The sequence below is a fragment of the Acidovorax sp. Leaf191 genome, assembly GCF_001424425.1.
Lineage (GTDB): Bacteria > Pseudomonadota > Gammaproteobacteria > Burkholderiales > Burkholderiaceae_C > Acidovorax.
In genome coordinates, this window is the sequence record NZ_LMPT01000019.1 from 1116407 (window position 1) to 1143357 (window position 26951).

Annotated in this window: 25 protein-coding genes; 17 read left to right on the forward strand and 8 right to left on the reverse strand. The window is 67.5% G+C overall.

Annotated features, from left to right (window positions below):
* The first annotated feature begins 16 nt into the window (after window positions 1-16).
* The 3 genes from ASG27_RS19175 to ASG27_RS19185 all read left to right on the forward strand — a co-directional run bounded on the left by ASG27_RS19175 (window position 17) and on the right by ASG27_RS19185 (window position 2793).
* Window positions 17-952, forward strand: a complete 936-nt coding sequence (locus tag ASG27_RS19175; protein ID WP_056419477.1) for a glutathione S-transferase family protein — start codon at window positions 17-19, stop codon at window positions 950-952.
* 217 nt (window positions 953-1169) lie between these two features.
* A complete protein-coding gene (locus ASG27_RS19180) occupies window positions 1170-2078 on the forward strand; it encodes an SDR family oxidoreductase (protein ID WP_056419481.1) in 909 nt (302 codons plus the stop codon).
* A gap of 166 nt (window positions 2079-2244) precedes the next feature.
* Entirely contained in the window at window positions 2245-2793 is a 549-nt protein-coding gene (locus ASG27_RS19185; protein ID WP_056419897.1) for a methylated-DNA--[protein]-cysteine S-methyltransferase, read from the forward strand.
* 57 nt (window positions 2794-2850) lie between these two features.
* Here the strand turns inward: ASG27_RS19185 and ASG27_RS19190 are convergent, their stop codons facing one another.
* Window positions 2851-3636, reverse strand: a complete 786-nt coding sequence (locus ASG27_RS19190; RefSeq protein ID WP_056165436.1) for an IclR family transcriptional regulator — start codon at window positions 3634-3636, stop codon at window positions 2851-2853.
* Window positions 3637-3830: 194 nt separating this feature from the next.
* Here ASG27_RS19190 and ASG27_RS19195 point away from each other — a divergent pair, with 194 nt between their 5' ends.
* The 7 genes from ASG27_RS19195 (at window position 3831) to ASG27_RS26915 (ending at window position 9674) form a co-directional block, all read left to right on the forward strand.
* Window positions 3831-4832, forward strand: coding sequence for a TRAP transporter substrate-binding protein (locus ASG27_RS19195; protein WP_056419485.1), 1002 nt, complete (start codon window positions 3831-3833; stop codon window positions 4830-4832).
* Between the two features lie 129 nt (window positions 4833-4961).
* A complete protein-coding gene (locus ASG27_RS19200) occupies window positions 4962-5411 on the forward strand; it encodes a type II 3-dehydroquinate dehydratase (RefSeq protein ID WP_056419487.1) in 450 nt (149 codons plus the stop codon).
* 30 nt (window positions 5412-5441) lie between these two features.
* The gene (locus ASG27_RS19205) at window positions 5442-6020 is read left to right on the forward strand and encodes a TRAP transporter small permease (protein WP_056419490.1); all 579 of its coding nucleotides are present in this window, start codon (window positions 5442-5444) and stop codon (window positions 6018-6020) included.
* Window positions 6017-7297: a TRAP transporter large permease gene (locus tag ASG27_RS19210; RefSeq protein WP_056165444.1), complete on the forward strand. Its 1281-nt coding sequence runs from the start codon at window positions 6017-6019 to the stop codon at window positions 7295-7297. The genes ASG27_RS19205 and ASG27_RS19210 overlap by 4 nt, the downstream gene beginning before the upstream one ends.
* A 201-nt stretch (window positions 7298-7498) precedes the next feature.
* On the forward strand, window positions 7499-8560 hold the full coding sequence (locus ASG27_RS19215; protein ID WP_056419493.1) for a GGDEF domain-containing protein: 1062 nt from the start codon (window positions 7499-7501) through the stop codon (window positions 8558-8560).
* Between the two features lie 216 nt (window positions 8561-8776).
* Window positions 8777-9223, forward strand: coding sequence for a hypothetical protein (locus tag ASG27_RS26910; RefSeq protein ID WP_156371537.1), 447 nt, complete (start codon window positions 8777-8779; stop codon window positions 9221-9223).
* Window positions 9224-9311: 88 nt separating this feature from the next.
* Window positions 9312-9674, forward strand: a complete 363-nt coding sequence (locus ASG27_RS26915) for a hypothetical protein (RefSeq protein WP_156370485.1) — start codon at window positions 9312-9314, stop codon at window positions 9672-9674.
* Window positions 9675-9758: 84 nt separating this feature from the next.
* On the opposite strand, the gene ASG27_RS26095 is transcribed toward ASG27_RS26915, so the two are convergent.
* Window positions 9759-10133: a pentapeptide repeat-containing protein gene (locus ASG27_RS26095; protein ID WP_082485827.1), complete on the reverse strand. Its 375-nt coding sequence runs from the start codon at window positions 10131-10133 to the stop codon at window positions 9759-9761.
* 211 nt (window positions 10134-10344) lie between these two features.
* Between ASG27_RS26095 and ASG27_RS19220 the strand changes: the two genes are divergently transcribed.
* The gene (locus ASG27_RS19220) at window positions 10345-11568 is read left to right on the forward strand and encodes a multidrug effflux MFS transporter (RefSeq protein WP_056419496.1); all 1224 of its coding nucleotides are present in this window, start codon (window positions 10345-10347) and stop codon (window positions 11566-11568) included.
* 280 nt (window positions 11569-11848) lie between these two features.
* Here the strand turns inward: ASG27_RS19220 and ASG27_RS19225 are convergent, their stop codons facing one another.
* The 3 genes from ASG27_RS19225 to ASG27_RS19235 all read right to left on the reverse strand — a co-directional run bounded on the left by ASG27_RS19225 (window position 11849) and on the right by ASG27_RS19235 (window position 13835).
* A complete protein-coding gene (locus tag ASG27_RS19225; RefSeq protein ID WP_056419499.1) occupies window positions 11849-12136 on the reverse strand; it encodes a hypothetical protein in 288 nt (95 codons plus the stop codon).
* Between the two features lie 98 nt (window positions 12137-12234).
* The gene (locus ASG27_RS19230) at window positions 12235-13386 is read right to left on the reverse strand and encodes a DUF72 domain-containing protein (RefSeq protein ID WP_056419502.1); all 1152 of its coding nucleotides are present in this window, start codon (window positions 13384-13386) and stop codon (window positions 12235-12237) included.
* A gap of 41 nt (window positions 13387-13427) precedes the next feature.
* On the reverse strand, window positions 13428-13835 hold the full coding sequence (locus ASG27_RS19235; protein WP_056419505.1) for a hypothetical protein: 408 nt from the start codon (window positions 13833-13835) through the stop codon (window positions 13428-13430).
* Between the two features lie 168 nt (window positions 13836-14003).
* On the opposite strand from ASG27_RS19235, the gene ASG27_RS19240 reads away from it, so the two are divergent.
* From ASG27_RS19240 to ASG27_RS19250, 3 genes are all read left to right on the forward strand, one after another.
* Window positions 14004-16373, forward strand: a complete 2370-nt coding sequence (locus ASG27_RS19240; protein ID WP_056419507.1) for a Tex family protein — start codon at window positions 14004-14006, stop codon at window positions 16371-16373.
* Window positions 16374-16433: 60 nt separating this feature from the next.
* Window positions 16434-17261 (forward strand): HDOD domain-containing protein, encoded by an 828-nt coding sequence (locus ASG27_RS19245; RefSeq protein ID WP_056165464.1) that lies wholly within the window; start codon window positions 16434-16436, stop codon window positions 17259-17261.
* 113 nt (window positions 17262-17374) lie between these two features.
* Window positions 17375-18655 (forward strand): patatin-like phospholipase family protein, encoded by a 1281-nt coding sequence (locus ASG27_RS19250; protein ID WP_056419510.1) that lies wholly within the window; start codon window positions 17375-17377, stop codon window positions 18653-18655.
* On the opposite strand, the gene ASG27_RS19255 is transcribed toward ASG27_RS19250, so the two are convergent.
* Window positions 18643-21489 (reverse strand): bifunctional diguanylate cyclase/phosphodiesterase, encoded by a 2847-nt coding sequence (locus ASG27_RS19255; RefSeq protein WP_056419515.1) that lies wholly within the window; start codon window positions 21487-21489, stop codon window positions 18643-18645. The genes ASG27_RS19250 and ASG27_RS19255 overlap by 13 nt on opposite strands.
* A gap of 327 nt (window positions 21490-21816) precedes the next feature.
* The gene (locus tag ASG27_RS19260) at window positions 21817-22953 is read right to left on the reverse strand and encodes an iron-containing alcohol dehydrogenase (protein ID WP_056419517.1); all 1137 of its coding nucleotides are present in this window, start codon (window positions 22951-22953) and stop codon (window positions 21817-21819) included.
* 166 nt (window positions 22954-23119) lie between these two features.
* Here ASG27_RS19260 and ASG27_RS19265 point away from each other — a divergent pair, with 166 nt between their 5' ends.
* The 3 genes from ASG27_RS19265 (at window position 23120) to ASG27_RS19275 (ending at window position 25926) form a co-directional block, all read left to right on the forward strand.
* Window positions 23120-23998: a 2-keto-4-pentenoate hydratase gene (locus ASG27_RS19265; RefSeq protein WP_056419520.1), complete on the forward strand. Its 879-nt coding sequence runs from the start codon at window positions 23120-23122 to the stop codon at window positions 23996-23998.
* A gap of 116 nt (window positions 23999-24114) precedes the next feature.
* On the forward strand, window positions 24115-25035 hold the full coding sequence (locus ASG27_RS19270; protein WP_082485835.1) for an alpha/beta hydrolase: 921 nt from the start codon (window positions 24115-24117) through the stop codon (window positions 25033-25035).
* Between the two features lie 33 nt (window positions 25036-25068).
* Entirely contained in the window at window positions 25069-25926 is an 858-nt protein-coding gene (locus ASG27_RS19275; protein ID WP_056419526.1) for a YbgC/FadM family acyl-CoA thioesterase, read from the forward strand.
* 107 nt (window positions 25927-26033) lie between these two features.
* Here ASG27_RS19275 and ygfZ read toward each other — a convergent pair whose 3' ends face one another.
* The gene (gene ygfZ, locus ASG27_RS19280) at window positions 26034-26948 is read right to left on the reverse strand and encodes a CAF17-like 4Fe-4S cluster assembly/insertion protein YgfZ (protein ID WP_056419530.1); all 915 of its coding nucleotides are present in this window, start codon (window positions 26946-26948) and stop codon (window positions 26034-26036) included.
* Window positions 26949-26951: the final 3 nt, after the last annotated feature.

Here is a 26951-nt window from a genome sequence, read left to right on the forward strand (position 1 = left end):
TTTTGCGGAGAAACCCATGTCCCATCTCATCCTGCACCACTACCCCTCGTCGCCGTTTTCCGAAAAGATCCGCCTGGTGCTGGGCTTCAAGAAGCTGGCCTGGAAGTCCGTGATCATCCCCAGCATCGCGCCCAAGCCCGATGTGGTGGCGCTCACGGGCGGCTACCGCAAGACGCCGTTCCTGCAGGTCGGTGCCGACATCTACTGCGACTCCGCATTGATCTGCGACGTGCTGGAGCACGAGCAGCCCGAGCCCGTGCTGTACCCGCCGCACCTCAAGGGCGTGGCCCGGGTGTTTGCGCAGTGGGCCGACAGCAGCCTGTTCTGGGCGGCCATGGCCTACAACCTGCAGCCCAAGGGCGCATCGGCCATGTTCGCCAACCTGCCGCCCAACGTGGCCCAGGCCTTCAGCGAAGACCGCCGCGAGATGAGCGCGGGCATGCAGCGCCTGCGCCCCGCAGACGCCACGGCGGCCTACCGCTCGTACTTGCGCCGCATCGCGCACATGGCCGAGGAGCATGACTTTTTGTTCGGCGCCGAGCCGTGTCTTGCCGACTTTGCTGCCTACCACCCGCTGTGGTTCACCCGCCAGTGCGTGCCGGTGATGGCCGACATTTTTGCGGCCACGCCCGCGGTGCTCGAATGGATGGACCGCCTGGCCGCGCTGGGCCACGGGCGCATGGAGAAGTTCGCGGCCGAAGACGCCATCACCGTGGCGGCCGGCGCAGAGCCGCTGCCGCTGATGGACGATGTGTTCCAGGACGAGCACGGCATCCCGCTGGGCTCGCAGGTCGCCATCGCCGCCGAGAGCTTCGGCACCGAGCCGACCGAGGGCGAGCTGATCGCCGCCACCCGCACCCGCTACACCCTGCGCCGCACCGACCCGCGCGCGGGCACCGTGCACGTGCACTTCCCGCGCATCGGGTATGTGCTGCGGGCTGCGAAGGCCTGACGGCGGCGCCGCGCCACCTCACAACCACACCCACACCCACACCCACACCCGTTCGGGCTGAACCTGTCGAAGCCAGGGCAGCCCTCGCGGACACCCTTCGACAAGCTCAGGGCGAACGGCAGGGCGATGGATGACTCGGTGACCGCACGGATGCATCGATACATGCCCTGGCGCTGAACACACACAAAACCACACACCACTTCAAGGAGACACCACCATGATCGACAACTTTGCCGGCAAGACCGCCGTACTCACTGGCGCAGGCTCGGGCTTCGGCCTCGAATGCGCGCGCATCGGCGCCCGCCTGGGCATGAACCTGGTGTTGGTGGACGTGCAGCAGGACGCGCTCGACGCCGCCACGGCGGAGATGCAGGCGGCGGGCGTGCAGGTGCTGGCGCGCAAGGTCGACGTCTCCAACGCCGCGCAGATGGAGCAACTGGCCGCGGACGTGCAGCAGCGCTTCGGCGCGCCGCACCTGGTGTTCAACAACGCCGGCGTGGGCGCGGGCGGCCTGGTGTGGGAGAACTCGGTCAAGGACTGGGAATGGGTGCTGGGCGTGAACCTCTGGGGCGTGGTGCACGGCGTGCGCCTGTTCACGCCGATGATGCTGGCGGCCGCCAAGGCAGACCCCGCCTGGCGCGGCCACATCGTCAACACCGCCAGCATGGCGGGCCTGGTGGATGCGCCCAACATGGGCATCTACAACGTGAGCAAGCACGCGGTGGTGAGCCTGTCGGAGACGCTGTACCAGGACCTGTCGCTGGTCACGGACCAGATCAAGGCCAGCGTGCTGTGCCCGTTCTTCGTGCCCACCGGCATCGCCCAGAGCCACCGCAACCGGCCCGGCGACATGCCGGCCGACAAGCCCACCAAGAGCCAGCTCATCGGCCAGGCCATGAGCGACAAGGCCGTGGGCAGCGGCAAGGTGACCGCGGCCGAAGTCGCGCAGAAAGTGTTCGACGCAGCGGCGCAGGGCCAGTTCTACATCTACAGCCACCCCAAGGCCATCGCTTCGGTGCAGACGCGCATGGAAGACATCATGCTGGGCCGCAACCCCACCGACCCGTTTGCCGGCAAGCCCGAAGTGGGTGAGCAACTGCGGGCAGCGCTCAGGGCCGAAGGTTGAGGATAAAGGGCAGGGTTTGAGGTCAAATAGGCCTCTACCGCTTGCTGAGCAAGCGCAAGCAGCTATTAAAGATATAGCAATTCCTGTGAAGCCGGACAACGACCCCACCGCCCAGCGCGCCCCGCTCGCCCACCTCACCCATTCGGGCGACGCCGCCCCGCATGCGGTGGGCGGTTTCGCGCTGTTCGGCACCGCCATCGGCCACTGCGGCATCGCATGGCAGGGCGATCTGCTGGCGGGCGTGCAATTGCCCGAAGACGCGGGCGAAGCCGCGACACGTGCCCGCATGCAGCGGCGCTTTCCGCAGTTGTCCGAATGCGCCATGCCGCCCGCCGTGGCCGCCTGGGCCGCGCGCGTGGTGGCCGCGCTGGAGGGCGTGCACGACGATCTGCTGGACGTGCCGTTGGCCACCGAGGGCGTGCCGCCGTTCAACGCCCGCGTGTACGCACTGGCCCGCCGCATTCCGCCGGGCAAGACCATGACCTACGGCGAGATGGCCGCCGCGCTGGGTGAGCCCGGTGCAGCGCGCGCCGTGGGCCAGGCGCTGGGCCACAACCCGTTTGCGCCTGTGGTGCCATGCCACCGCATCCTGGCTGCGAATGGCAAGACCGGTGGCTTTTCGGCCGGAGGCGGCGCCGCCACCAAGATGCGCATGCTCGACATCGAGGGCGCGTTTGCGCATGACACGCTGGCGCTGTTTGCGCCCCGGGGCTGACGCGGGTTCAGCCGTAGTCGCAGTTGCAGCTGCACCTGCAGTTACAGCCCCACGGACCTACCCGCGTTTCCTGAGCATCGCCGATCCGCTGCTGGCCATCGCCAGCTCTTCGGTGGTGGCCAGCAGGGCAGGGCCCAGGGCCAGCATGCGCTCCTCGGTCAGGCGCACCAGCGGCCCTGCAATGGTGACCACGCCGATCACCGCGCCGTTGTGGCTGCTGCGGATGGGCGCGGCCATGGCGGTCATGGCGGGCGCGAACACTTCCACGATCATGCTGAAGCCGCGCTGGCGCGCCGCCTTCAGGTAGGCCAGCAGGGCCTTCACGGTGGTGGGTGCGTTGGGGCCGTAGTCCTCGGGCTTGCCAAAGCCCTGCTGGGACACCAGCGCCAGCGCTTCCTCATCGCTCAGGGTGGACAGCCACGCATGGCCGGCCGAGCTGCACGACAGGTTCACCGACAGGCCCATGTCCGGGTCGTAGCGCAGGCCGCGCACGGCGCCCTGCGCCTTGGCGACGAAGGTCAGCTCGCTGCCGTCCACCACGGCCAGGCGCACCAGCTCGCCCGATTCGGCGGCCAGCCGGTCCAGCAGCGGCTGGGCGATGTCCACGATGCCGCTGGCGCTCAGGAACCCCAGGCCCAGCGACACCAGCTTGATCGTCAGCATGTAGTTGCCCTGGTTGTGCTCCTGGCGCACATAGCCGCAGCGGACCAGCTCGGCCAGCAGCCGGTGCGTGGCGCTCAGCGGCATGTCCAGCTCGGACGCGAGGTTCGACAGCGCCTTGCCTTCGGGGTGGGGCGCGAGGTGTTCCAGGACTTTGAAGCTGCGCTCGAGGATGCTGCTCATGGCAATGGCTTTCGAATGGGGACGGGCAGGCTGGGGGCGCTGGCACCGGTTGGGCAGCAATGTACCAAAATTTGTTAAAGGGTTTCTACTATGGAAACACTTTCCACTTTTTTCTACGATGCATCCCAAGCGCTGCGGCGGCGACATCGGTTGCGCCCTGGCAGCCTTGCCCTTTTTTTTGATGGAGATGCCCCGTGAAGAAAACTGCCTGCCTTCTGGCCACCGCCGGCCTGTCCCTGTTGCTGGCCCTGCCGGCCGCGGCCCAGCAAGAGCGCGTGATCCGCTTCGGTCACCTGAACAATGCGGACCACCCGGTGAGCTTTGGCGTGAAGCGTTTTGCCGAGCTGCTGGCGGCCAAGAGCGGCGGCAAGCTCAAGGTGCAGGAATACCCAGCCTCGCAGCTGGGCAACGAGCTGCAGCAGCAGTCGGCCCTGCAGGGCGGCGTGCAGCAGATGTCGGCCCCGGCCACCACGTCGCTGGCCGGCATCGTCAAGGAATTCGGGCTGGTGGACTTTCCGTTCGCGGTGGCCAACTTCGCCCAGGCCGATGCGCTGCTGGACGGCCCGCTGGGCCAGACTCTGATCGCCAAGCTGCCCGAAAAAGGCCTGGTGGCCCTGGGCTACTGGGACCTGGGCTTTCGCAACGTGACCAACAGCAAGCGCCCCATCACCAAGGCCGATGATTTCGACGGCCTGAAGCTGCGCGTGATCCCCAACCCGGTGTTCCTCGACACGTTCAAGGCCTTCAAGGCCAACCCGGTGCCCATGCCGTTTGCCGAGCTGTACGGCGCGCTGGAGGCCAAGGCGGTGGACGGCCAGGAGAACCCCTATGCGGTGATCCTGTCGAACAAGATGTTCGAGGTTCAGAAGTACGTGAGCGCCACCAACCACGTGTATGCCGCCAACATCGTGCTGGTGAGCAAGAAGTTCTGGGACCAGCTGACCCCCGCCGAGCAAAAGATGATGCACGACGCCGCCAACGAGGCACGCGGCTACCAGCGGCAGGTAAGCCGTGCCGCCGCGCAGAAGTCGGTAGGCGACCTGCAGGCCAAGGGCATGGCCTACAACGAGATCGCGCCGGCCGAGCTGGCCCGCATGCAGCAGATCGCCAAGCCCGTGATCGAGAAGTTCGCCGCCACCTACGACCCGGCCATCGTGAAGCTCTACAACAGCGAACTCGCCCGCATCCGCAAGTAAGAGCGCCTGGCAAAACTCTTCTGGCGTCGTTGCTGCGTCTTGTCGTGCTATTCGCACTGCCTGCGACGCAGCGCCTAGCCAGAACCGCTTCGCTGAGCTTTGTCAGCCGCTCTCAACCCTTAACACCCCATGAAAATCCTCGTCCTCCACGGCCCCAACCTCAACCTGTTCGGGCGCCGCGAACCCCACATCTACGGCACCACCACGCTGGCGCAGATCAACGAGCGGCTGCAAAAGCTCGCAGCCGAACTGCAGGTAGAACTGGCCATCGTGCAGTCCAACCATGAAGGCGCGCTCATCGACTTCCTGCACGACCACATCGACGCGGCGCAGGGCGCGCTGGTGAACCCCGCGGGCCTCACGCAGCACGGCGTGCCGCTGCACGATGCGATCAAGGCCATGCCATTCCCGGTGATCGAAGTGCACATGTCCAACATCGCCGCCCGCGAGGCCTGGCGCGCGCATTCCATCATCTCGCCCGCCGTCAAGGCCACGGTGCAGGGCTTCGGTCCGCATTCGTACCTGGCGGCGCTGCGCTCGCTGGTGGAGAGCCTGCGCGAGGCTGCCCAGGCCGCCTGAGTACCTATCCTCCATCACAGGAAATACAACATGAATCGGTGGATGGATGGCGCCTGCCGCGGCCTGGAGGCGGTGATCGCCGCCATGCTCGCGTTGATGGTGGTGCTGGTGTTCGGCAACGTGGTGCTGCGTTACGGCTTCAACTCGGGCATCACCGTGTCGGAAGAGGTCTCGCGCTGGCTCTTCATCTGGATGACCTTCCTCGGGGCCATCGTCGCGCTGCGCGAGCATGGCCACCTGGGGGTGGACATGGTGGTGCAGCGCTTGCCGGCCGTGGGCAAGAAGATCTGCCTGGCCCTGGGCCATGGGGTGATGCTGTACATCGTGTGGCTGCTGTTCCAGGGCAGCCTGGCGCAGGCGCGCATCAACTGGGACGTGACGGCGCCAACCACGGGCGCGTCCATGGCCATCGTCTATGCGGCGGGCCTGGTGTTTGCCGTGTGCGCTGCGCTCATCCTGGCGATTGATCTGTACCGCCTGCTCAGCGGCCAGATCGCCGATGCAGACCTGGTGATGGTGCAGGAGTCCGAAGAGGCCGTGCAGCTGCAGCAGATCCTGGGCTCGGCAGGCACCACCCATGCGTCCCCCGGCAAGGAGGGCGCGCGATGACCATCTTCGTCTTTGTGGGCGCGCTGCTGCTCGCCATGGCCATGGGCATCCCGATCGCGTTCTCGCTCTTGGCCAGCGGTGTGGCGCTGATGTGGCACCTGGATCTGTTCGACGCGCAGATCCTGGCGCAGAACCTGATCAGCGGGGCCGACAGCTTTCCGCTGCTGGCCGTGCCGTTCTTCATGCTGGCCGGCGAGATCATGAACGTGGGCGGCCTGTCGCGCCGCATTGTGGACTTTGCGCTGGCCCTGGTGGGCCACGTGAAGGGCGGGCTGGGCTACGTGACCATCATGGCCGGCTGCCTGCTGTCGGCCCTTTCGGGCTCGGCGGTGGCCGATGCGGCGGCGCTCACCGCGCTGCTGCTGCCCATGATGGTCAAGGCCGGGCACGACAAGTCGCGCGCGGGCGGGTTGATCGCAGCCACCGGCGTCATCGGCCCGGTGATCCCGCCGAGCATCGGCCTCGTGATCTTTGGCGTGGCGGCCAACGTGTCGATCTCCAAGCTGTTCCTCGCGGCCATCGTGCCGGGCATCCTGATCGGTGCGGCGCTGTGGCTGACGTGGGCCGTGCTGGTGCGCAGCGAGAAGATCGTGCCCCCGCCGCGCAAGTCTGCGGGCGAGATCCTCACGGCCCTGCGCAAGGCGCTGTGGGCGCTGATGCTGCCGGTGATCATCCTCGTGGGCCTGCGCATGGGCGTGTTCACGCCCACCGAGGCGGCCGTGGTGGCGGCGGTGTACGCGCTGTTCGTGTCGGCCGTCATCTACCGCGAGATCACCTGGCGCGACCTGTACGGCATCTTCGTGGCCGCGGCCAAGACCAGCGCCATCGTGATGTTCCTCATCGCCGCCGCCATGGTGAGCGCGTGGCTCATCACCGTGGCCGACCTGCCGTCCAAGGTGGTGGGGCTGCTGCAGCCCTTCATGGACAACAAGGTGCTGCTGATGGCGGCCATCATGGTGCTGGTGATGCTGGTGGGCACCGCCATGGACATGACGCCCACCATCCTGATCCTCACGCCCGTGCTGATGCCGGTGGTGACGGCCGCCGGCATCGACCCGGTCTACTTCGGCGTGATGTTCATCATCAACAACTCCATTGGCCTGGTCACGCCGCCCGTGGGCACGGTGCTGAACGTGGTGGCCGGGGTGGGCAAGATGTCGATGGACGACGTGACCCGCGGCGTGGTGCCCTTCATGATCGCGGAGTTCGCCATCATGTTCCTGATGGTGCTGTTCCCCTGGCTGGTGATGGGCCCTGCGCGTTGGTTCCATGGGTGACGAGCGCGGGCGCGGCTGGCGTGGCTCGCGCGGATGATCCGCGCCTGCGGCAGTGCCGGTGCAGGGCCGGCCGCAGGGTAAGCCGGGGTGGCTGCTGGGGCGCAGCGGGTGTTACATTCAATCGCACCTGTCGCCATGCCCGCGTGATGCGGTCGCTGGCGCCGCCCCATCACCACCCCCCCGACGACAAGGACCCCCTGCATGCCCCCGGACCGCGAGCGACTCACCCGCATGCTCTTCGATGAGTACATCGAGATGTATGCCGCACGCGATACCCGGCTGCTCGCGCGTTTCAGCGACAGCTTCAGCGGCTTTGCCGGCAGCAGCGACAAGCTGGTGAAAAGCCGGGCCGAATGGGTCGACGTGACGCAGCAGGACTTTGCCCAGGTGCCCACGCGCATCGGTATCGACATGGTGGACCTGTTCGTGCAGGACCTGGGCCCGGACCTGCTGGCGGCCACGGCGTTCTTTCACATCCACCTGCCGATCCCCGATGCGCTGTTCTCCCGCGAGACGGCCCGCAAAGTGGTGCTGTTCCGGCGCGAGCCCGCGGCGACCGCAGGGCAGGGCACCGAGGGCGACTGGAAGATCGCGCACGTGAGCGTCTCCATCCCTTACGGCAAGGCGCACGGCAGCGAGGTGTACCCCATCGACGACCTGCGCCAGCGCAACAGCGAGCTGCAGGCGCTGGTCGACGAGCGCACCGAGGCGCTGGCGCAGGCCAACCACCGGCTGGAGCTGCTGAGCAATACCGACGGCCTCACGGGCATCGCCAACCGCCGCCACTTCGACGAAGCCCTGGCGCGCGAATGGGCCCGGGCCCAGCGGGCCCGCACACCGCTGGCGCTCATCATGCTGGACGTGGACGTGTTCAAGCACTTCAACGACCACTACGGCCACCTGGCGGGCGACGCCTGCCTGAAAGCACTGGCCCTCACGCTGGTACAGACAGGCGCCCGCCGCGAAGGCGAGCTGGCCGCGCGGTTTGGCGGCGAGGAGTTCGTGGTGCTGCTGCCCGGCTCGGACCTGCAGGCCGCCGCCGACGTGGCGCGCCGCATCCAGGAGGCCATCGTGCAACTGGCGCTGCCGCACGAGGGCGCGCCGCACGGCATCGTGACCGTGAGCTTCGGCGTGGCCAGCCTGCAGCCGCAGCGCGAGCAATTGCCCGAAGAGCTGGTGCGCCAGGCCGATAGGGCGCTGTACCGTGCGAAGCAGGGCGGGCGGCATAGGATTGAGCTGGCGCAGGTGGTGGGGGAGGGGTAGGGGAGGGGCGAGGTTGATCTTTAGGGGAAGTTGTCAGCAGTCGGACTTGCGCGCATAGGTTTGCGGTAATCAGTTTTCTTTGCGCGCCTCCGCATATTCGTTTACTAGGTTTCGTGTCATCCCTCTTTCGGTTTTATAAGATCCAGCTCCTCGTTACAAGTTGCGGTGTCTACCGTCGTGGGATAGCAGGAATCGGCCACAAGCAGGCATACGGCAATGCAAGAGTTTCCATTCATACGCACCCCCGACATCTTCGTTTTGAACGTAGATGTGGATACGCCTGGACTGTTGCGAAGCTTCTTTCGAACTGAATGGGGCGAATCGAACGAGGAACTTTGCTTCTTTGATGGCATGTTGCTGGGCCTCGTGGAGCCGCCATCCAACGCAAGCAAGTTGCAACTTTCGTTGGTTCCCCGATTGGACCCGCATCGCACATATCCATGGCCGACCGCGAGTGATTTTGCAGATGCGCTATCTGCGATTTGCGACGCAGCTCGAAGCCGGAACATTTGGTGCGAAGTCGATGCCGACCAGTATCCGGTGACCTTGATTTCCGACCCGGTGCTAGTTGCCGAGCAACTGAAACAGGTGCTGGCCTTCTGTAGAGGTCAGTCCGAAGTTTGCCCCTCGTTTTCCACAGGAGGCGCCTTCCCATTTTCGTGAGGCGAAGTCGGCTTCGGGCCCGCTAGCGTCCTTCGCTGTGGGGCTGAATTCCGCCAGGAGCAGACATCTTTGGAGGCGACGGTTAAGCATGAAAACAGACAACACAGAAGGACCGGAACGGGGGATGCTCCTGTCCCATCCGGAGTGGGCTGGCCTTGAGCATTTGCCGGCACGAGAATTTCTGCAAGCAGTGAAGGCGCGAGATTTAGAAGTGGCTGAGATGCGCGAGATTGCTCGGCTTGCGACTAGAAAAGCGTTGGAGGATTACCAACCTATTGCGCCCGAGGTACCGCTGGACTTGACTGTCCAGATTGAGGGTGGCGAGTATGTTTTCCAACTGTTCGGGTTGACAGAATCGTGTCCACCGGTCGTGTTCGCCACAGCTCGGGTCAATCCCAGAAACCGGTCAGTGGCGGTCAAAGTGTCAGGCTTGGCTCTACGCTCTGACTAGCTTTCAAAGGACCGCTTTGGGCCCAAAGCAGCCGGGCGTTGTCTCCTAAATCAGTCGTTCAGAATTGCGAAACGCCCTTGCTTCTCAAGGAAACTGGTCGGCTGGCCCCAGCATAATGCCGTAGAACGTCGCACCAACAAAGTTCGTTCCGACTAGCACAGCACCATCCAAGCCTATCGACTCGATAGCCGCATCTCCGAAAGTCGCGTTGGTCAGATCGGCTCCAGTGAACGTCGCGCACTTGACGTTGCAGTTTCTAAAGCTGGTCCCGCGAAGGCTTGCGCCAGTGAAGTCTGCACTGTGAAACCAGGAATGCGGCCCGAAGCTTGCCCCATCAAGGGTAACGCGAGAAAGATTGGCCTCAGACAAATCTACGTTCGGGAAATGCCGTTCACCCAGCGCGTATCGCTGCATCAGTTCTTGAAGCGTTGACGGAGGGGTGTAGTTGTCTGTAGTCATCACTGAAGGCAGCTTCTGGCCGATATGCGAAGTCTAGCCGCCTGCTGCGACGTACCGCGTACAAATCCGACGCCGGAGTGTCCACCAAACAATGGCGTTTCGCATAACGCCCAATCGCGGCCTGAGCAAGCGGCACGCCTGCGTTCCCTCAAGCGAAGGACATTCCGGGTTTTCCCGCACCCGCGCACCGAACTGGTGACAATCGTCGGCTATGCAAACGACCCGTTTCTTCAAGATGGCCCTCATCCTGGGCCTGCTCTCGGCCATTGGCCCTTTTGCCATCGACATGTACCTGCCGGCGCTGCCGGAGATCGGCGCCAGCCTGGGGGCGGAAGTCTCTGCGGTGCAGTGGAGCCTCACAGCCTTCTTCGTCTCGCTGGGTGTGGGCCAGCTGTTTTATGGTCCGATCTCCGACATGGTGGGGCGCAAGCCGCCGCTGTATGCCGGGCTGCTGCTGTTCACCCTGGCCAGCGTGGGCTGCGCGCTGGCGACCGACATCGAGACGCTGGTGGCCCTGCGCTTCGTGCAGGGGCTGGGCGCTGCGGCGGGCATGGCGATTCCGCGGGCCGTGGTGCGGGACCTGCACACCGGCACCGAGGCCGCGCGGCTGATGTCGCTGCTGATGCTGGTGTTCAGCATTTCGCCATTGCTCGCGCCCCTGGCCGGCAGCGGCGTGATCGCCCTGACGGGCTGGCGCGGAGTGTTCTGGGCGGTGGCCGTGGCAGCGGTGGCCGGGCTGGTGCTGGTGTCGCAGGGCCTGCAGGAGACGAGACCCGCGGCCGACCGGCTGGAGAGCAGCCTGGGCAGCGCGCTGTCGGGCTACGCGCTGCTGCTGCGTGACTGGCACTACATGGGCCTGGTGTTCATCGGCGGCTGCTCGATGGCGGGGTTCTTCGTGTACCTGGCGGGCTCGCCGTTTGTGCTGATCAATCACTATGGCCTCACGCCGGTGCAGTACAGCCTGGCGTTCTCGGTCAACGCGGCGGCGTTCTTTGCGGCGGCGCAGTTCAATGCGCAACTGGGGGGGCGTTTTGGTTTGGTGAACACGGTCAAGGCGGCCGTCACCGGGGCGGGCGTGATCATGGTGGCCCTGCTGGCCTATTACCTGGCCGGGGGCGACCAGCTGGCCGTGCTGCTGGGGCTGTACTTCTTCGCCAGCGCGCTCATGGGGCTGGTGATCCCGACCACCTCGGTGCTGGCGCTGGAGGAGCATGGCGCCATCGCCGGCACCGCGTCGGCCCTGCTGGGCACGCTGCAGATGCTGATCGGCGCCGTGGCCATGGGCGTGGTCGGATTGTTCGCCACCGGTAAACCGCTGCCGATGGTGGTGGGCATGGCCAGTGGTGCCCTGATGGGCCTGGTGCTCACGTGGGTCACGCTGGGCCGCAGCCGGCCCGTGCAAGCGCAAGCACAGGCGCAGAATCAAGCGTCTTGAGCGTCAAGGACTCGAAGACATTCTGAATATCTGACGCTATCAAAAATATAGCTGATAGCGCTTATCCAGAGCGCGGTAGAGCCGCTTTTTCCCCTGAATCTGCACGCCCTGTGCCGTATGTGGCTCTGCCCACGGCGTGGATCAGCACCAGCCCTGCGCGCACAGCTCGCCCGCCCGCTAATCCGTGGTGCCCCGGCCGGACAGCGGCACGTCGATGTCGCGCCAGGCGAGGTCAGTGCTATTCAGTCCGTCCGGCCGCTTTCCATGGCGGTGCAGCGGCTCAGCTGCGGGCGCGGTCGCGCAGCGCGCGGGCCCCGCCGGTAATGCCTGCTCCTGGAGAACTGGCGCGTGCCAGTTTGCCGACCACGCCGTCTCGGCCCGATGCTGCGCGGGCGATCAACGCGCTGCCCACGGCCCGGCCGACCATGCGGCCGAGAAAGCCCCGGCTTTTGCCGGCGGTGCGCATCACCAGCAGGCCAGCGCCCAGCACCAGCCAGCGTTCTGCCGGAAAGCCCGGGCGGGCCTCATCCCTGGTGCGGACTTCGTTGATCTTCTGGCGGATGCCCATGTGTGATTCCCCTTGGCTTGGATGTGATGGGCTCCATCGTTGCCGGGGTGGGTGCCGCGCGTTGTCAGCCTGCGGTTGTGCTGGCGGTGATCCGTGTCCTACGCCGCGGTGCCGGCGGGCGCTTGCAACGCCGGTGCATCAGGGGCAGCAGGCTTGGCATGTCCGCTGGCCGCAGCCACTGCGCGTGCCAGCCCCAGTACCGTGTGCGGGGCCGAGCCTTCGGCGTGGTTGCTGATGGTGACGAACGCGTTCTGACCGCGCCCGGTCATGCCCGCAATCACGGCGGCCAGCTCGGTGCGGGTTTCTTCGTCGGGGTGGTGCAGGCGGTCGTAGGGCTGGTACAGCTTTTCGGCGTCTTCGTAGCCGTACGGGCCGTGCACCGGGTGCAGGTTCCAGCGGCATACCAGCGGGCCGGGCCACAGCGCGCGCAGCACCGGCAGCTGGTCCTTCAGGGCCGGCATCTTGGCGTGCAGGCCCAGGCAGTAGGTGGCGCCGGCCTCGCGCAGCACGGCGGCGAAGTCGGGGGTCAGCCACTCGGGGTCACGCACTTCCACCGCGATCACGCCGTCGGGTGCCAGCGGGGCCAGTGCGGGCTGCGCGAGCAGCATGGCGCGCAGGCGCTCCAGCAGCAGCGGAAGGCGGTCGAGCTGCGCCAGCGGCAGCGGGCTGAGCTGGAACACCAGCACCCCGAGCTTGTGCCCCAGGCCTTGCAGTGCGGGCTCCACGAACTCGCTGCGGGCCAGCTCGGGGCTCAGGAAAGCGGGGTTGGGCTCGCGGCCCCGGCCATCCTCGGCGCGCACCAGTGCGTCGGTGACCAGGCTGGGCGCCTTCACCACGAAGCGGAAGTCGTCGGGCACCTGCGATGCGTAGCGCTCGTATTGGCTCACCGTGAGCGGCCGGTAGAAGCTGCGGTCGATGCTCACGGTGCGCAGCAACGGGTGCTGGGCATACACCGGCAGGCCTTGTTTGGACAGCATGGACTCGGAATGCTCGCCCTCCCACACCAGGCCTTTCCAGCCGGGGTAGGTCCACGACGAAGTGCCCATGCGCAGTTGCGGGGGCAAGGCGGCCGCCAGCGCACGCAGGTCGTCGTGCCCCGGGGCAGGGTGCACGCCGGTGCGGCGTGGTCGGGAGGGTGGTGCCGGGTCGGTGCCAAACCCGTCCGTGGGCGTGTCCGGCTCGGGCGGCTGCTTGCGGGGGGCGGGCGAGGGCGGCGGTGTGGGCGGGCCGCCGAACAGGTCGTCTTGCATTCAGGCGGGCAGGGCAGGACGTTGGCTCATGGGGGGCAGGCTCACAGGCCTCCGAACAGCCCGCTTTCATCGAGCAGCTCGTAGGTGATCTCGGGGCGCTGGTCCAGGCTCTTCTTGATGGCAGCGGGGATGGCCTGGCGCGTCTTGCGGCACAGGCCGGGCTGGTCCAGCACCAGGATGGCGATGCCGCGCAGCGTGCGCACCTCGTTCGGGCCGGGGGTGATGGACAGGCGCACGCCCAGTTGCTGCTCCATGCGTGCCTGCATGCGACGCAGGTCGTCAAGGCTGGTCAGGTTTTCCAACCGCTCGAGCAGTTTCTTTTCTTCGGTGCGTGTCAGGCGAAGAATGCGCACGTCGCCGCCGGGCGCCTCGATCAATGCGTCCCGCCCGCACACGCAGGTGCCGGGCGGGCATTCGGTGCGGATGGGGAAGGGGATGGGGTCGTTCATGGCAGCCTGCGCATTCTAGGGACCTCTGCAGGACCACCACGCCGTGGGGTCGGGTGGGGGCCAAAGCGCCTGTGGCAAACTCCCGCGCTTCGCGTTTTGTTTGTTTCAGAACCGGCTGCGCCCCGCAGGGCAAAGGCCGGTTCGCCGTCAGAGAGAGTTCGCACACACATGCAGCAGATCATCCGGCAGTTGGCCGCAGAAATCAGGGTCAGTGAACAACAGGTGCGTACAGCCGTCGAGCTGCTGGACGGTGGGGCCACCGTGCCTTTCATCGCACGCTACCGCAAGGAAGTGACCGGCGGCCTGGACGACATCCAACTGCGTGAGATCGAAGCGCGCCTGTCGTACCTGCGCGAGCTGGAAGACCGCCGCGCCGCGGTGCTCAAGAGCATCGACGAGCAGGGCAAGCTGACCGATGCGCTGCGCGCTGCCATCGCCGCCTCGCCCACCAAGCAAGAGCTGGAAGACATCTACCTGCCCTTCAAGCAAAAGCGCCGCACCAAGGGCCAGATCGCCCGCGAGTTCGGCATCGAGCCGCTGGCCGACAAGCTGTTTGCCGATCCCACGCTCGACCCCGCCAAAGAGGCTGTGGCTTTCACCAAGCCGCCCGAGGTGCTGGACGACGGCAAGCCCGGCGCTGATTTTTCGACCGTGCCCGCCGTGCTCGACGGTGTGCGCGACATCCTGTCCGAACGCTGGGCCGAAGACGCCGTGCTGGTGCAGGGCCTGCGCGAATGGTTGTGGGCCGAAGGCCTGCTGCGCAGCAAGAAGGTCGACGGCAAGAACGAGAACGACCCCGAGGTCTCCAAGTTTCGCGACTACTTCGAGTACGACGAACCCATCGGCCGCGTGCCGTCGCACCGCGCACTGGCGGTGTTCCGCGGCCGGGGGCTGGAGATTCTGGAAGCCAAGCTGGTGCTGCCCGTAGAGCCAGAGCCCGGCAAGCCCAGCCTGGCCGAAGCCAAGATCGCCCTGCACCTGGGCTGGAGCCATGCAGGCCGGCCCGCCGACGACCTGATCCGCAAGAGCGTGGCCTGGACCTGGCGCGTGAAGCTGTCGCTGTCGACCGAGCGCGACCTGTTCGCCCGCCTGCGCGACGACGCCGAGAAGGTCGCCATCAAGGTGTTTGCCGACAACCTGCGCGACCTGCTGCTGGCCGCACCCGCCGGCCCGCGCGTGGTGATGGGGCTAGACCCGGGCATCCGCACTGGCGTGAAGGTGGCCGTGGTGGACGACACCGGCAAACTGGTGGAGACCGCGACGGTGTACCCGCACGAGCCCAAGCGCGACTGGGACGGCTCGCTGTTCACCCTGGCCAAGCTGGCCGAAAAACACGGCGTGAACCTGATCGCGATTGGCAACGGCACGGCCAGCCGCGAGACCGACAAGCTGGCTGCCGACCTGATCAAGATGGCCGCCAAGGCCGAGCGCGCCATCGAGAAGGTGGTGGTGAGCGAGGCCGGCGCGTCCGTCTATTCCGCCAGCGAATACGCCTCGCAGGAGATGCCCGATGTGGACGTGAGCCTGCGCGGCGCGGCCTCCATCGCCCGCCGCCTGCAGGACCCGCTGGCCGAGCTGGTCAAGATCGACCCCAAGAGCATCGGCGTGGGCCAGTACCAGCACGACGTGAACCAGAGCGAGCTGGCCCGCACCCTGAGCACCGTGGTGGAGGACTGCGTGAACTCGGTGGGCGTGGACCTGAACACGGCCAGCGTGCCGTTGCTCAGCCGCGTGTCGGGCCTGTCGGGCAGCGTGGCCAAGGCCGTGGTGCGCTGGCGCGAGGCCAACGGTGCGTTCAAGAGCCGCAAGCAGCTCATGGACGTGGCGGGCCTGGGGGCCAAGACCTTCGAGCAGAGCGCAGGCTTCCTGCGCATCCGCGGTGGGGACAACCCGCTCGACATGACCGGCGTGCACCCCGAGACCTACCCCGTGGTCGAGCAGATCATGGAGAAGACCGGCAAGCCCGTGGCCGAGATCATGGGCCGCGCCGACATGCTCAAGACGCTGAAGCCCGAGCTGTTCGCCAACGACAGGTTCGGCGTCATCACCGTCAAGGACATCCTGGGCGAGCTGGAAAAGCCCGGCCGCGACCCACGCCCGGACTTCAAGGTGGCGCGCTTCAACGACGGCGTCGAGGACATCAAAGACCTCAAGGAAGGCATGATCCTGGAGGGCACCGTGAGCAACGTGGCCCAGTTCGGCGCCTTCATCGACCTGGGCGTGCACCAGGACGGCCTGGTGCACGTGAGCCAGCTGGCGCACAAGTTCGTGAACGACGCGCGCGAAGTGGTCAAGACCGGCGACATCGTCAAGGTCAAGGTCATGGAGGTGGACGTGGAGCGCAAGCGCATCGGCCTGTCGATGAAGCTCGACGCCGCACCGCCGCGCCAGAGCGGCGACCGCGGCGCGCCGCGCGACAACCGCTTCGAGGGCGCGGGCCGGGGCTATGCCCAGCCGCAGCGCCGGGCCAACGAACCCGCGCAGCAGTCGGCCATGGCGTCGGCGTTCGCCAAGTTGCAACAGGCCAAGAATCGTTAGGTGCCGGGCGGGGAGGGCGGGCCATAATCGGCCCAACCAAACCCTTCGGTGCCCTACCCCATGGAGTTGAACGCACTGCTGGCCCAACCAGTGGCATTGCCCAGTTTGCCGCGCGCCGTGGCGCTGCTGATGAACGAGCTGGCGCACGACGAGCCCAGCCTGCGGCGCCTGAGCCAGCTTTTCGGCACCGACCCCACGCTGGCGGCACGGCTGCTGGAGCTGGCCAACTCGCCCACCTTTCAGCTGCCGCGCCAGATCGCCGGCATCCCGGAGGCGCTGGCGCTGCTGGGCACCGGGCAGGTGCGCGCACTGGTGTCGTCGGCCACGCTGGGCACGACGTCCCGCTCGGTGCCGGGTGTGAACATGCAGCAGTTCTGGCGCTACAGCCTGAACACCGCCAAGCTCGCGCGGTCGCTCGCAGGCATCGTGCACCAGAACCAGATTGCCGCCTTCACGGCCGGCCTGCTGCATGCGCTGGGCGAGCTGGTGATCCACCTGGCCGACCCGGACAAGGCGCACTCCGTCAACACCCTGGTCGCGCCGTTCGACCTGCGGCGCGGCAAGATCGAGCACCGCATCTTCGGCTACAGCTACGGCCACGTCACCGCGGCCCTGGCCCGCCGGTGGCAGCTGCCCGAAACGGTGGTGGACGCCCTGCAGCACCAGGGCGCACCTTTCGACAACAACGTCTACGAGCCGCTGGCCGGGGTCATCCACCTGGCCTCCTGGCGCGCCCGCGCCCGCGAGGCCGAGCTGGACGACCGGGAGCTGGCGGTGTCGTTCCCCGGCGAGGTGGGCCTGACGCTGGGGCTCGACATCGACATGGTGCTGCAGCAGGACCCGATCGACTGGACGGTGAAGCCCGAGGCGGCCGACTACGTGGTGTGACCTGGCCGCCAAGCCCGGGGTGCGGCGTATCGCCCGCAGCGGGTGATGCGCAGGGCCGCGGCGGATGACAGCGCGACAGGCGCAAGCGCCGGGCTTTGCGACAATCCCCGCCCATGAAAGCCCTGCGCATCCATGCCGGCCCCCGCGCCCGCGAACACCTTGAACAACACGGCCTGCAGCCCTCCGATGTGGGCGTGATCCCCGGCGCAGCGGGTGGCCCCAAGGGGCTCATCCTGGGGCCGCTCGACCGGTTCATCTTCGGCCAGTGGCTGCCGCAATCCACCCAGCCGGTGCACCTGGTCGGCGCCTCCATCGGCGCGTGGCGCATGGCCACGGCCTGCCTGCAGGATTCGGTGGCGGCCTTCGAGCGGCTGGAGCACGACTACATCCACCAGAACTACGACCTGCCGCCCGGCAAGAAGCGGCCCACGGCAGCGCATGTGAGCGAGCGGTTCGGCCAGAACCTTGATGCGTTCTACGGCGGCCGCGTGAAAGAGGTGCTCAACCACCCGCGCTACAGGCTGCACATCGTCACCTCGCGCGGGCGCCACATGCTGCGGCGTGAGCACGGCCTGGCCACGCCGCTGGGCTACCTGGGCGCTTTCCTGACCAACACCGTGCACCGCAAGGCCCTGGGCGCCTGGCTGGAGCGGGTGGTGTTTTCATCGCCCGATGCCGTGGGCACGGGGGCCGACGCTGCCACCCTGGCATGCGCTGCGCTGCCCTTTGCCACGTCGGACTACCGCACGCGGCAGGTGCTGCTGAACGCCGGCAACTTCATGCAGGCGCTGCAGGCGAGCTGCTCCATCCCGTTCGTGCTGCAGGCGGTGCACAACATCCCCGGCGCGCCGCGGGGGGCTTACTGGGATGGCGGCATCACCGACTACCACCTGCACCTGGCGTACGGCAAGCCATCGCAGACTTCTAAACCGACACCGACACCCACATCGGCACCGATGCCGGCGCAAGCGCAGTCACGGACACCGGACACGATGTTGGATGGTGCTATTGATTTAATAGCTGGTAGTGCAAGCGGAGAGAGCGGTGGCAGCCAAAATCAACACAAATACCCTTCGCGCCCATCGCCCGGGCTGGTGCTGTACCCGCATTTCCAGCACAGCGTGGTCCCCGGCTGGCTGGACAAAGGCCTCAAGTGGCGCCACCGCTCCACGGCCGCCCTGGACAACATGGTGGTGCTGTCACCCAGCCCGGACTGGGTGCGCTCCCTGCCCCATGCCAAGCTGCCGGACCGCAACGACTTCACCCACTACGGCACGGACAGCGCTGCACGCGCCAAAGCCTGGCTCACGGCCACGCGGGCCAGCCAGCAGCTGGTGGACGAGTGGGCCGCCTGGCTGGAGCGGCCGGACATGGGCCTGGTTCAGCGCCTGTGATCGGAAGGGGCTGCCGCAGCGCGGCGCGCGGCCTCCTGCACGGCCTTGGCGGCGTGGCGCGTGGTGTGACCGCGCGCCCAGCTGAGCACCTCGTGCGCCGGCATGGGCCGTGCAATGCCGAAGCCCTGGGCACGCTCGCAGCCCAGCTCCAGCAGCCGGGCCGCCTGCTCGGCGGTCTCCACACCTTCAGCCACCGCATGGCGCTGGAAGGCTGCTGCCAGCGCGACGATGGCGCACACCAGCGTGAGGTCGTCCTCGTCGTCGAGGATGCCGCGCACGAACGACTGGTCGATCTTGATCGTCTCGGCCGGCAGGCTTTTCAGGTACGACAGCGATGAGAACCCGGTGCCGAAGTCGTCCAGCGCAAAGCGCACGCCGAGCGCCTGGCAGCTTTGCATCATGTGGCGCATGTACTGCATGTCTTCCAGCGCGGCGGATTCGAGGATCTCCAGCTCCAGCCGGGTGGGCGACACCTCGGGGCAGGTGTGGAGGATGTCTTTCAGGCGCTCGACGAAGTTGGGCCGGTGGAAGTGCCGCGCGGAGATGTTCACGCTGACCTCCCAGAGCATGCCGGCATCGGTCCAGTGGCGCATCTGGGTCAGCGCCTGGCGCAGCACCCATTCGCCCAGCTCCACCTCCAGCTCCGCGTCCTCGATGAGTGGCAGCACATGCTGCGGGCCCAGCAGGCCTTGCTCGGGGTGCTGCCAGCGCAGCAGGGCCTCCAGGCCCAGGATCTCGCCGGTGCGCAGGTGGACCTTGGGCTGGTAGTGCAGCACCAGTTCACCCGCGTGCAGCGCCCGGGCCACGCGGGTCTGGCGGGTGTGCTGGGTCTGCACGGCATGGTCGAGCTGCACGTCGAACACGTGCATCTGGTTGCGCCCGAAACTCTTGGCCTGGCACATCGCCTGGTCGGCATGGCGCAGCAGGGTGTCGGGGTTGGCGTCGTCCTGCGGGAACACCGCCACGCCCACGCTCACGGTGGTGGTGATCACGCGGTCGTCGATGGCGTAGGGCGCTGCCAGCTGCTGCATCAGCACGCGCACGCGGGATTCGACCGCCGGCACGTCGGCCTGCTCGCCCAGCAGCAGCACGAACTCGTCGCCACCCATGCGCGCCACCGCATCCTGCGGCGTGATGAAGGCGCCCAGGCGCCGGGCGGTTTCTTTCAGAAGGCGGTCGCCCACGCGGTTGCCGTGGGCGTCGTTCACGGCCTGGAAGTGGTCCAGGTCGAGCATGCACACGGCCAGCAGCAGGCCCTTTTGCCGGGCCACGAAGATCGCGTGGGTCAGCCGCTCGGCCAGCGCGGCGCGGTTGTACAGGCCCGTGAGCGCGTCGTGCCGCGCGTGCCAGGAGATCTGGTGGCGCAGGTTGCGGGTTTCGGTCACGTCGCGGAACACCAGCACGCAGCCCACGGCCATGCCGTCGCCCTTGCGGATGGCCGAGGCGGTGTATTCGATGGCGTAGCGCTCGCCGGAGCGGTGGATCAGCAATTCGTGCGTGGCCTGCTGCAGCGCGCCGGGCACGGTGTCGCGCTCCGCGGCCGCGTTGGCATTGCGGCTGGCCGGGTCTTCGTACAGGCGGAACACGGTGTCCAGCTGCCGGCCCGTGGCCTGGTCGGCGTTGAAGCCGGTCATGAGCTGCGCGGCCTCGTTGATGGTCTCGATGCAGCCCGCCAGGTCGGTGGTGATCACGCCGTCGCCGATGGACGCGAGGGTGACCTCGGCACGCTCTTTTTCGGCCCGCAGGGCCTCTTGCGCGCGCTTGCGCTCGGTCACATCCACCAGCGTGCCGATGGTGCCCGCCAGCTCGCCGCTGGTGGTGGTGAACGGCGCCTCGTAGTAGGCCATGTCCCGCGGCGGGTGGTGGTTGGCCGGGCGGATGCGGATCTCGTTGTCCTGCGCCATCGCGATCTGGGCCGAGCGCTCGGGCGAGAGCTCCGGCGGGTAGAAGGTGCTGGGCGGCGCGGGGTGCGCCAGGTCCGCCCGGGGCTGGAAGAGCCGCTGCCAGGCGCGGTTCACATCCAGGTAGGCGCCCTTGGGGTCGCGCACGAACACCGGCAGGGGCAGGGCGTCGATGAGCTGGCGCGTGAAGTGCAGCTGCTCGCTTTGCAGGTGCTGGGTTTCGCGCAGCGACAGCACCAGCGACTGCACCTTGCCCGCCATGTCGTTGAAGGTGGCGGCCATGGCGCGCGACTCGAGCGTGCCGGTCACGTCCATGCGGGTGTCCAGACGGCCTTGGCGAAACGCGTCGGTGGCCTCGGCCAGGCGGCGCAGCATGCGTGCGTTGGCGCGCAGCAGCAGCGTCAGCAGAAAGAAGATGGTGAAGATGTTCAGCGCCGAGATGCGCAGCTGCACCAGGACCGTTTTCCAGATCTGGCCCACCAGCGGCTCGGTGTGCAGCGACACCGTCAGGCGCCCGGGTTGTCCCGTCAGGGTGTTCTGCCCGAACTGCTGCACCAGCGGCCCGATGTCGATCCAGCGGGTGAACCAGTCGGGCGCGAGGGGGGCGGGGCGGGCGCTGGCCACCTGCACCGCCGGCTGGCTGCCCACGGTCCATTGCAGGGATTGCACGGCCGCCGCAGTCGCCAGGCCTTCCCTGAGCACGATGGCCGCGCCCTCCGCGTCGCCTGGCGGCAGCGCCGACAGGGCGGGCAGCAGCGAGTCACCCATGCGGCGCAGCTCGCTGGTGGCGTGGCGGCTGGCCTCGGCCGTCTCCGTGGACAGCAGGTAGTGGTAGCGCACGGCGGTGACCACCAGGATGATCAGCACGATGGGCACGTACAGGCGGGGGTACGTGCCCCGCCAGAGCCAGTTGCTGAGTTTTCCGGTGCGCATCGTGTGTGGCCTTCCCCAAAACCCGAAGGGTAAAAAATTGTTAATTAATTAATTCTTTGTGGGCGAGTCTAGCGCTTCGTGCGGGCGGGGCGCGCGCAGAGCGTGCGATGGTGTGAGTTTTCGTGAGTATTGGATCTCGTCGGCACGGGCAGCACCCCGCACCAGCGCAATGCGCGCGCTCAGCGTGCGTTGAGAGGCGGTGGGTTCGGGTCCGCAGAGCGATGGCGGTGATCGCCGTCATCGCCCTTGCTCGGGCGGATGGCGTTGATGGGGGTTGGGGCGCTGATGGAGCGCGGACGCAGCCGCAGGGCTGCGCCGCCTGGCCGGTCACATCGACTGGGCCAGGATGTCGCGGTATTCCTCGGGCGTGGCCACGCGCGGGTTGGTCTTGTGGCAGTGGTCGGCCATCGCACCCTTGATGATGTCGTCGAACAGCGCCTCGGTCACGCCCAGGGCGGCCAGGCCCGTGGGCAGGCCCAGGCGGGCGTTCATGTCGCGGATGGCTTCGGGGATGTCGCCCGCGGCTGCCAGCCCCATGGCGTGGGCCATGCGCTCCAGGCGCCTGTCCTTTTGCACCGACTCGGCGCCCGCATTGAAGCGCACCACGGCCGGCAGGAACATGGCGTTGAGCGTGCCGTGGTGCAGGCGCGGGTTCACGCCGCCCAGGCTGTGGCTCAGCGAGTGCACCGCGCCCAGGCCTTTCTGGAAGGCCATCGCGCCCTGCATGCTGGCACTCATCATCTGCAGGCGCGCGTCGCGGTCGCTGCCGTTTTTGGTGGCGGGCTCGATGTGGGCCCAGCCACGGGTGAGGCCGTCCAGCGCGATGCCGTCGGCCGGCGGGTTGAACGCGGCGGACATGAAGGTTTCCATGCAATGCGCAATCGCATCCATACCGGTAGCAGCGGTCAGCGCAGGGGGCAGGCCCAGCGTCAGCTCGGGGTCGCAGATGGCGGTCTTGGGCACCAGGTTCCAGGAGTGAAAACCGAGCTTGCGGTGGTCGTCCACGATGATGATCGCGCCGCGGGCCACCTCGCTGCCCGTGCCGCTGGTGGTGGGCACGGCGATCAGCGGCGCGGCGCGGTCGGTGATGCGCGGCGAGCCGCCCTCGATGGTGGCGTAGTGCGTCAGCGGCCCCTCGTGCGTGGCAGCAATCGCGATGCCCTTGGCGCAGTCGATGGCCGAGCCGCCGCCCACCGCGATCAGGCCGTCGCAGCCGTGGGCCTTGTACACCTCCACCGCAGCCCGCACGGAAGCCTCGGTGGGGTTGGCGGGGGTCTGGTCGAACACTGCCACGGGCAGGCCGGTCAGCGCATCCAGCGCCTTTTGCAGCACGCCCGCGGCCTTCACGCCAGGGTCAGTCACCACCAGCGGGCGCGTGATGCCCACGCGCTCGCACTCCTGCTTGAGCAACTGGACGGCGCCGAACTCGAACTGGATCTGGGTGACGTAGTAGATGAAAGCCATGGTGGTTGCAGAAGTTACGTTTACGATGGATCGCTGAAGCTGTCCGTTGCCGTGCCTGCGAAGCGAGACGGAGTCGGCCACTGCGCTGTGCGCGGGGCCGCTCTGCGAGGAGCGTGGAGTGCAGGCGCCGGACAGGTTCCAGGCACTCTACAACCCGGAGACACCGATGACCACTCAGCAAACCCTCATTTCCCTCGCTCTAGCGGGCGCGTCCGTCGCTTTTGCGACAGTCGCCCAGGCCGAATGCCTGACCGATGCGCAGGCCTCGGAACTCGTCGCCAACTACTTGGCCAAAACGCCCGCCGCGAACCTGGAGAACCTGTCCGACGCCGACGGTGCCTGCACCCGCGGCAAGGTCAACCAGCTGCTGGCGCAGCGGCTGGGCAAGGTGGTGGGCTACAAGGCCGGGCTCACCAACCCCGCAGTGCAAAAGCGCTTCAACACCGACAAGCCGGTGTGGGGCAAGCTCTACGAAGGCATGATCCTGCCAAGCGGAGCCTCGGTGGACGCGGCCTTCGGTGCCCGCCCGCTGTATGAAGCCGACATGCTGGTGCGTGTGAAAAGCGCCGCCATCAACCACGCGAAGACGCCCATGGAGGTGCTCGACGCGGTGGACCAGGTCATCCCCTTCATCGAACTGCCCGACCTGCTGGTGCAGGCACCGCCCAAGCTCAACGGCGCGGGTGTGAGCGCCATCAACGTGGGCGCGCGGCTGGGCGTGGCCGGCACGCCGCTGCCGGTGCCTGCCTACCGGGGCGAGCGCTTTGCGATGCTGCAGGCGCTGGCCGACATGAACGTGTCGCTCACCGACGCCAGCGGCGCGCGCCTGGGCGGCGGCAAGGGCAGCGACATTCTGGAGCATCCGCTCAATGCCGTCGTGTGGCTGGCCGGCGCCCTGCAGCAAGAGGGCCTGACCATGCAGCCGGGCGACCTCATCAGCCTGGGCTCGTTCTCGCCGCTGCTGCCGCCCAAGGCCGGCCTGTCGGTCACGGCCACGTACGACGGCCTGCCGGGTGCCGCGCCCGTGCGCCTGAGCTTCAAGTAAAAAAGAAACCATGCATGCGCCCGCGCCCCGGCCCGTGCGGGGGAGGGCGCGGCTTTGCCAGAGATTTCCCATTGACCGCTGACCTGAACATCCACCACACCCGCCTGACCCCCCAGATGCGCAGCGTGCTCGAGCGCATGGCCCGCGCCGGGCACGCGCCGCTGCACACCCGATCGCCCCAGGATGCCCGCGTGGCCTACCAGGCCGGTGCCGACGTGCTGGAGGTGCCCAAGGCCCAGTTGGCACGCGTCGAAGACCTGACCATCCCGGCCCGCGACGGGTATGCGTTGCCGGTGCGGCTGTACGCCCCCAGCACGGACGCGGGCCTGCCGCTGCTGCTGTACACGCACGGCGGGGGCTTCACCATCGGCAACATCGCCACGCACGACATCCTGTGCCGTGAACTCGCGCGGCTGGCCGGGTGCATGGTCGTGTCGCTGGACTACCGGCTGGCGCCCGAGCACCGCTTTCCGGTGGCCAGCAACGACGCCTGGGATGCGCTGGCCTGGCTGGCTGCGCAGGGGGGCGCATGGGGCGCAGACACCGCCCGCCTGGCCGTGGGCGGCGACAGCGCGGGCGGCACGCTCGCCGCGGTGAACGCCATCCTGGCGCGCGATGCGGGCCTGCCGCTGGCACTGCAGATGCTGTTCTACCCCGGCTGTGCCGCACACCAGGACACGCCATCGCACACCACGTTCGCGCGCGGCCTGGTGCTGGAAGAACCCGCCATCAGCTGGTTCTTCGGCCACTACGTGCAAAGCCGCGCCGAGCGCGAGGACTGGCGCTTTGCACCGCTGCTCGCGCCCGATGTGGATGGCGTGGCGCCCGCCTGGGTGGGCCTGGCCGAGTGCGACCCGCTGGTGGACGAAGGCGTGGACTATGCCGACAAGCTGCGCCTGGCGGGCGTGCCGGTAGACCTGGAGATCTACCGCGGTGTGACGCACGAATTCATCAAGATGGGCCGCGCCATCCCTGAGGCACGCCAGGCCCATGCCGATGCGGCGCGCGCACTGCGCAGCGCCTTCGGCCTGGACTGACCCTTCATAACAATCCTTGGAGACAACGACACCATGCAACGCAGTGATTTCCGACTGTTCCACCGCCTGCGCGTGCGCTGGGCCGAGGTGGACATGCAGAAGATCGTGTTCAACGCCCACTACCTGATGTACATCGACACCGCCATGTCCGACTACTGGCGGGCGCTGGGGCTGCCTTACGAGAGCAGCATGCACGCCCTGGGCGGCGAGATGTACGTGAAGAAGGCGACGGTGGAATACCACGCGTCGGCACGGCTCGACGACACGCTGGAGGTGGGCCTGAAGTGCGCGCGCATCGGCACCTCGTCCTGCCTGTTCCAGGCGGGCATCTTTAGCGGCGACCGGCTGCTGATATCGGCCGAACTGGTCTACGTGTTCGCCGACCCGGCCACGCAGACCTCGCGGCCCGTGCCGCCCGCGCTGCGCGCCATCTTCGACGGCTTCGAGGCCGGCCACGACATGGCCGAAGTCAAGACCGGCGACTGGAACACGCTGGGCCGTGATGCAGGCCGCGTGCGCACCGATGTGTTCGTGCGCGAGCAGGGCATTCCCGCCGAGATCGAGGCCGATGCGCTCGATATCTCGGCGCGCCACGCGGTGCTCTACAACCGCCTGGGCATGCCGATTGCCGCGGGGCGCCTGCTGCAGCCCGAGCCCGGCGTCGGCCGCATCGGCCGCATGGCGGTGGACCGGTCCGTGCGCGGCGGGCGCTGGGGCCGGCAACTGCTGGATGCCCTGGTGGGCGCGGCCAAGGCGCGGGGCGACACCGAGGTGCAACTGCACGCCCAGCGCAGCGCCGAAGGGTTTTATCGCCGCGCCGGGTTCAAGGTGGTGGGCCAGCCGTACGAGGAGGCTGGCATTGCCCACATCGCCATGGCGCAGCGGCTTTAGTGCCCCGCATGGGCACGGCCGTGTCACGGCTGGGTGCGGCGCCTGTGGATGCTATAAAAATATGAGCAGCTACCGCTCGCCAGACAAGCGGTAGAGCCGTTTTTTTATCAAATATCGTCGAGCAGTGCGTAAGGCAGGGGCTGCAAGGACAGCGCCACGCCGTCCGCCGCACCCACCTGCAGGCTGTCCTGCGCGGCTGCGATCTGCAGCGACACGATGGCGTCGACCCCCCCCGCCGGTGCCGCCGCAACCTGCACCACCGTGCCGCACGGCTGCTCCAGGTCGTTGGTGCTGAACACCTCGGCGCCGACGGCCACTTCGGAGGCAGCGTGGGCCACGTAGGCCCGGCGCTTGAGCGTGCCGCGGAACTGGCTGCGCGCCACCACTTCCTGGCCGGGGTAGCAGCCCTTCTTGAAGTTCACGCCGCCCACGGATTCGTAGTTCAGCATCTGCGGCACAAAGGCTTCGACCACCGGGGTGGTCAGCGTTGCGACGCCGCTTCGGACCTCGCCCCAGGCCCACACCGCCGGGTCGATGGCTGTGCCCGTGGGCGCAGGGTCGGCCACCGGCGCCACCCACAGCGCACGGGGCTGGCCGTCGGCGGGGTACAGGTGCACCACCGACGCGGCGCCCACGTCCGCCTTGGTCCAGGCGGGCTGTGCGCCCTGGGGCAGGGCCGTGACGGCATCGCCCGCCAGGCCGTACAGCGCGAAGTCGGCCGTCGCATCTGTCAGCTTGGCCTTGGCACGCAGCACGAACATCGACAGGCGCTTGAGGGTGGGGGGCAGCAGGTCGGGGCTGCACAGCAGCAGAATCTCGGTAGCGCTGCGCCTGAAGCCGATGAAGGTGGCCTGCATGCGGCCCTTGGCCGACAAAAAGGCCGCCAGGCGGGCCTGGTCGTCGCCCAGCAGGGCGAAATCCTGGGTGAGCTGGCCGTGCAGGAACTTGGCGGCGTCTTCGCCTTCGACGCGAATCACGCCCAGGTGGGACAGAGGGGCAATGCCGTTCAGAGGGTGGGTCATCGC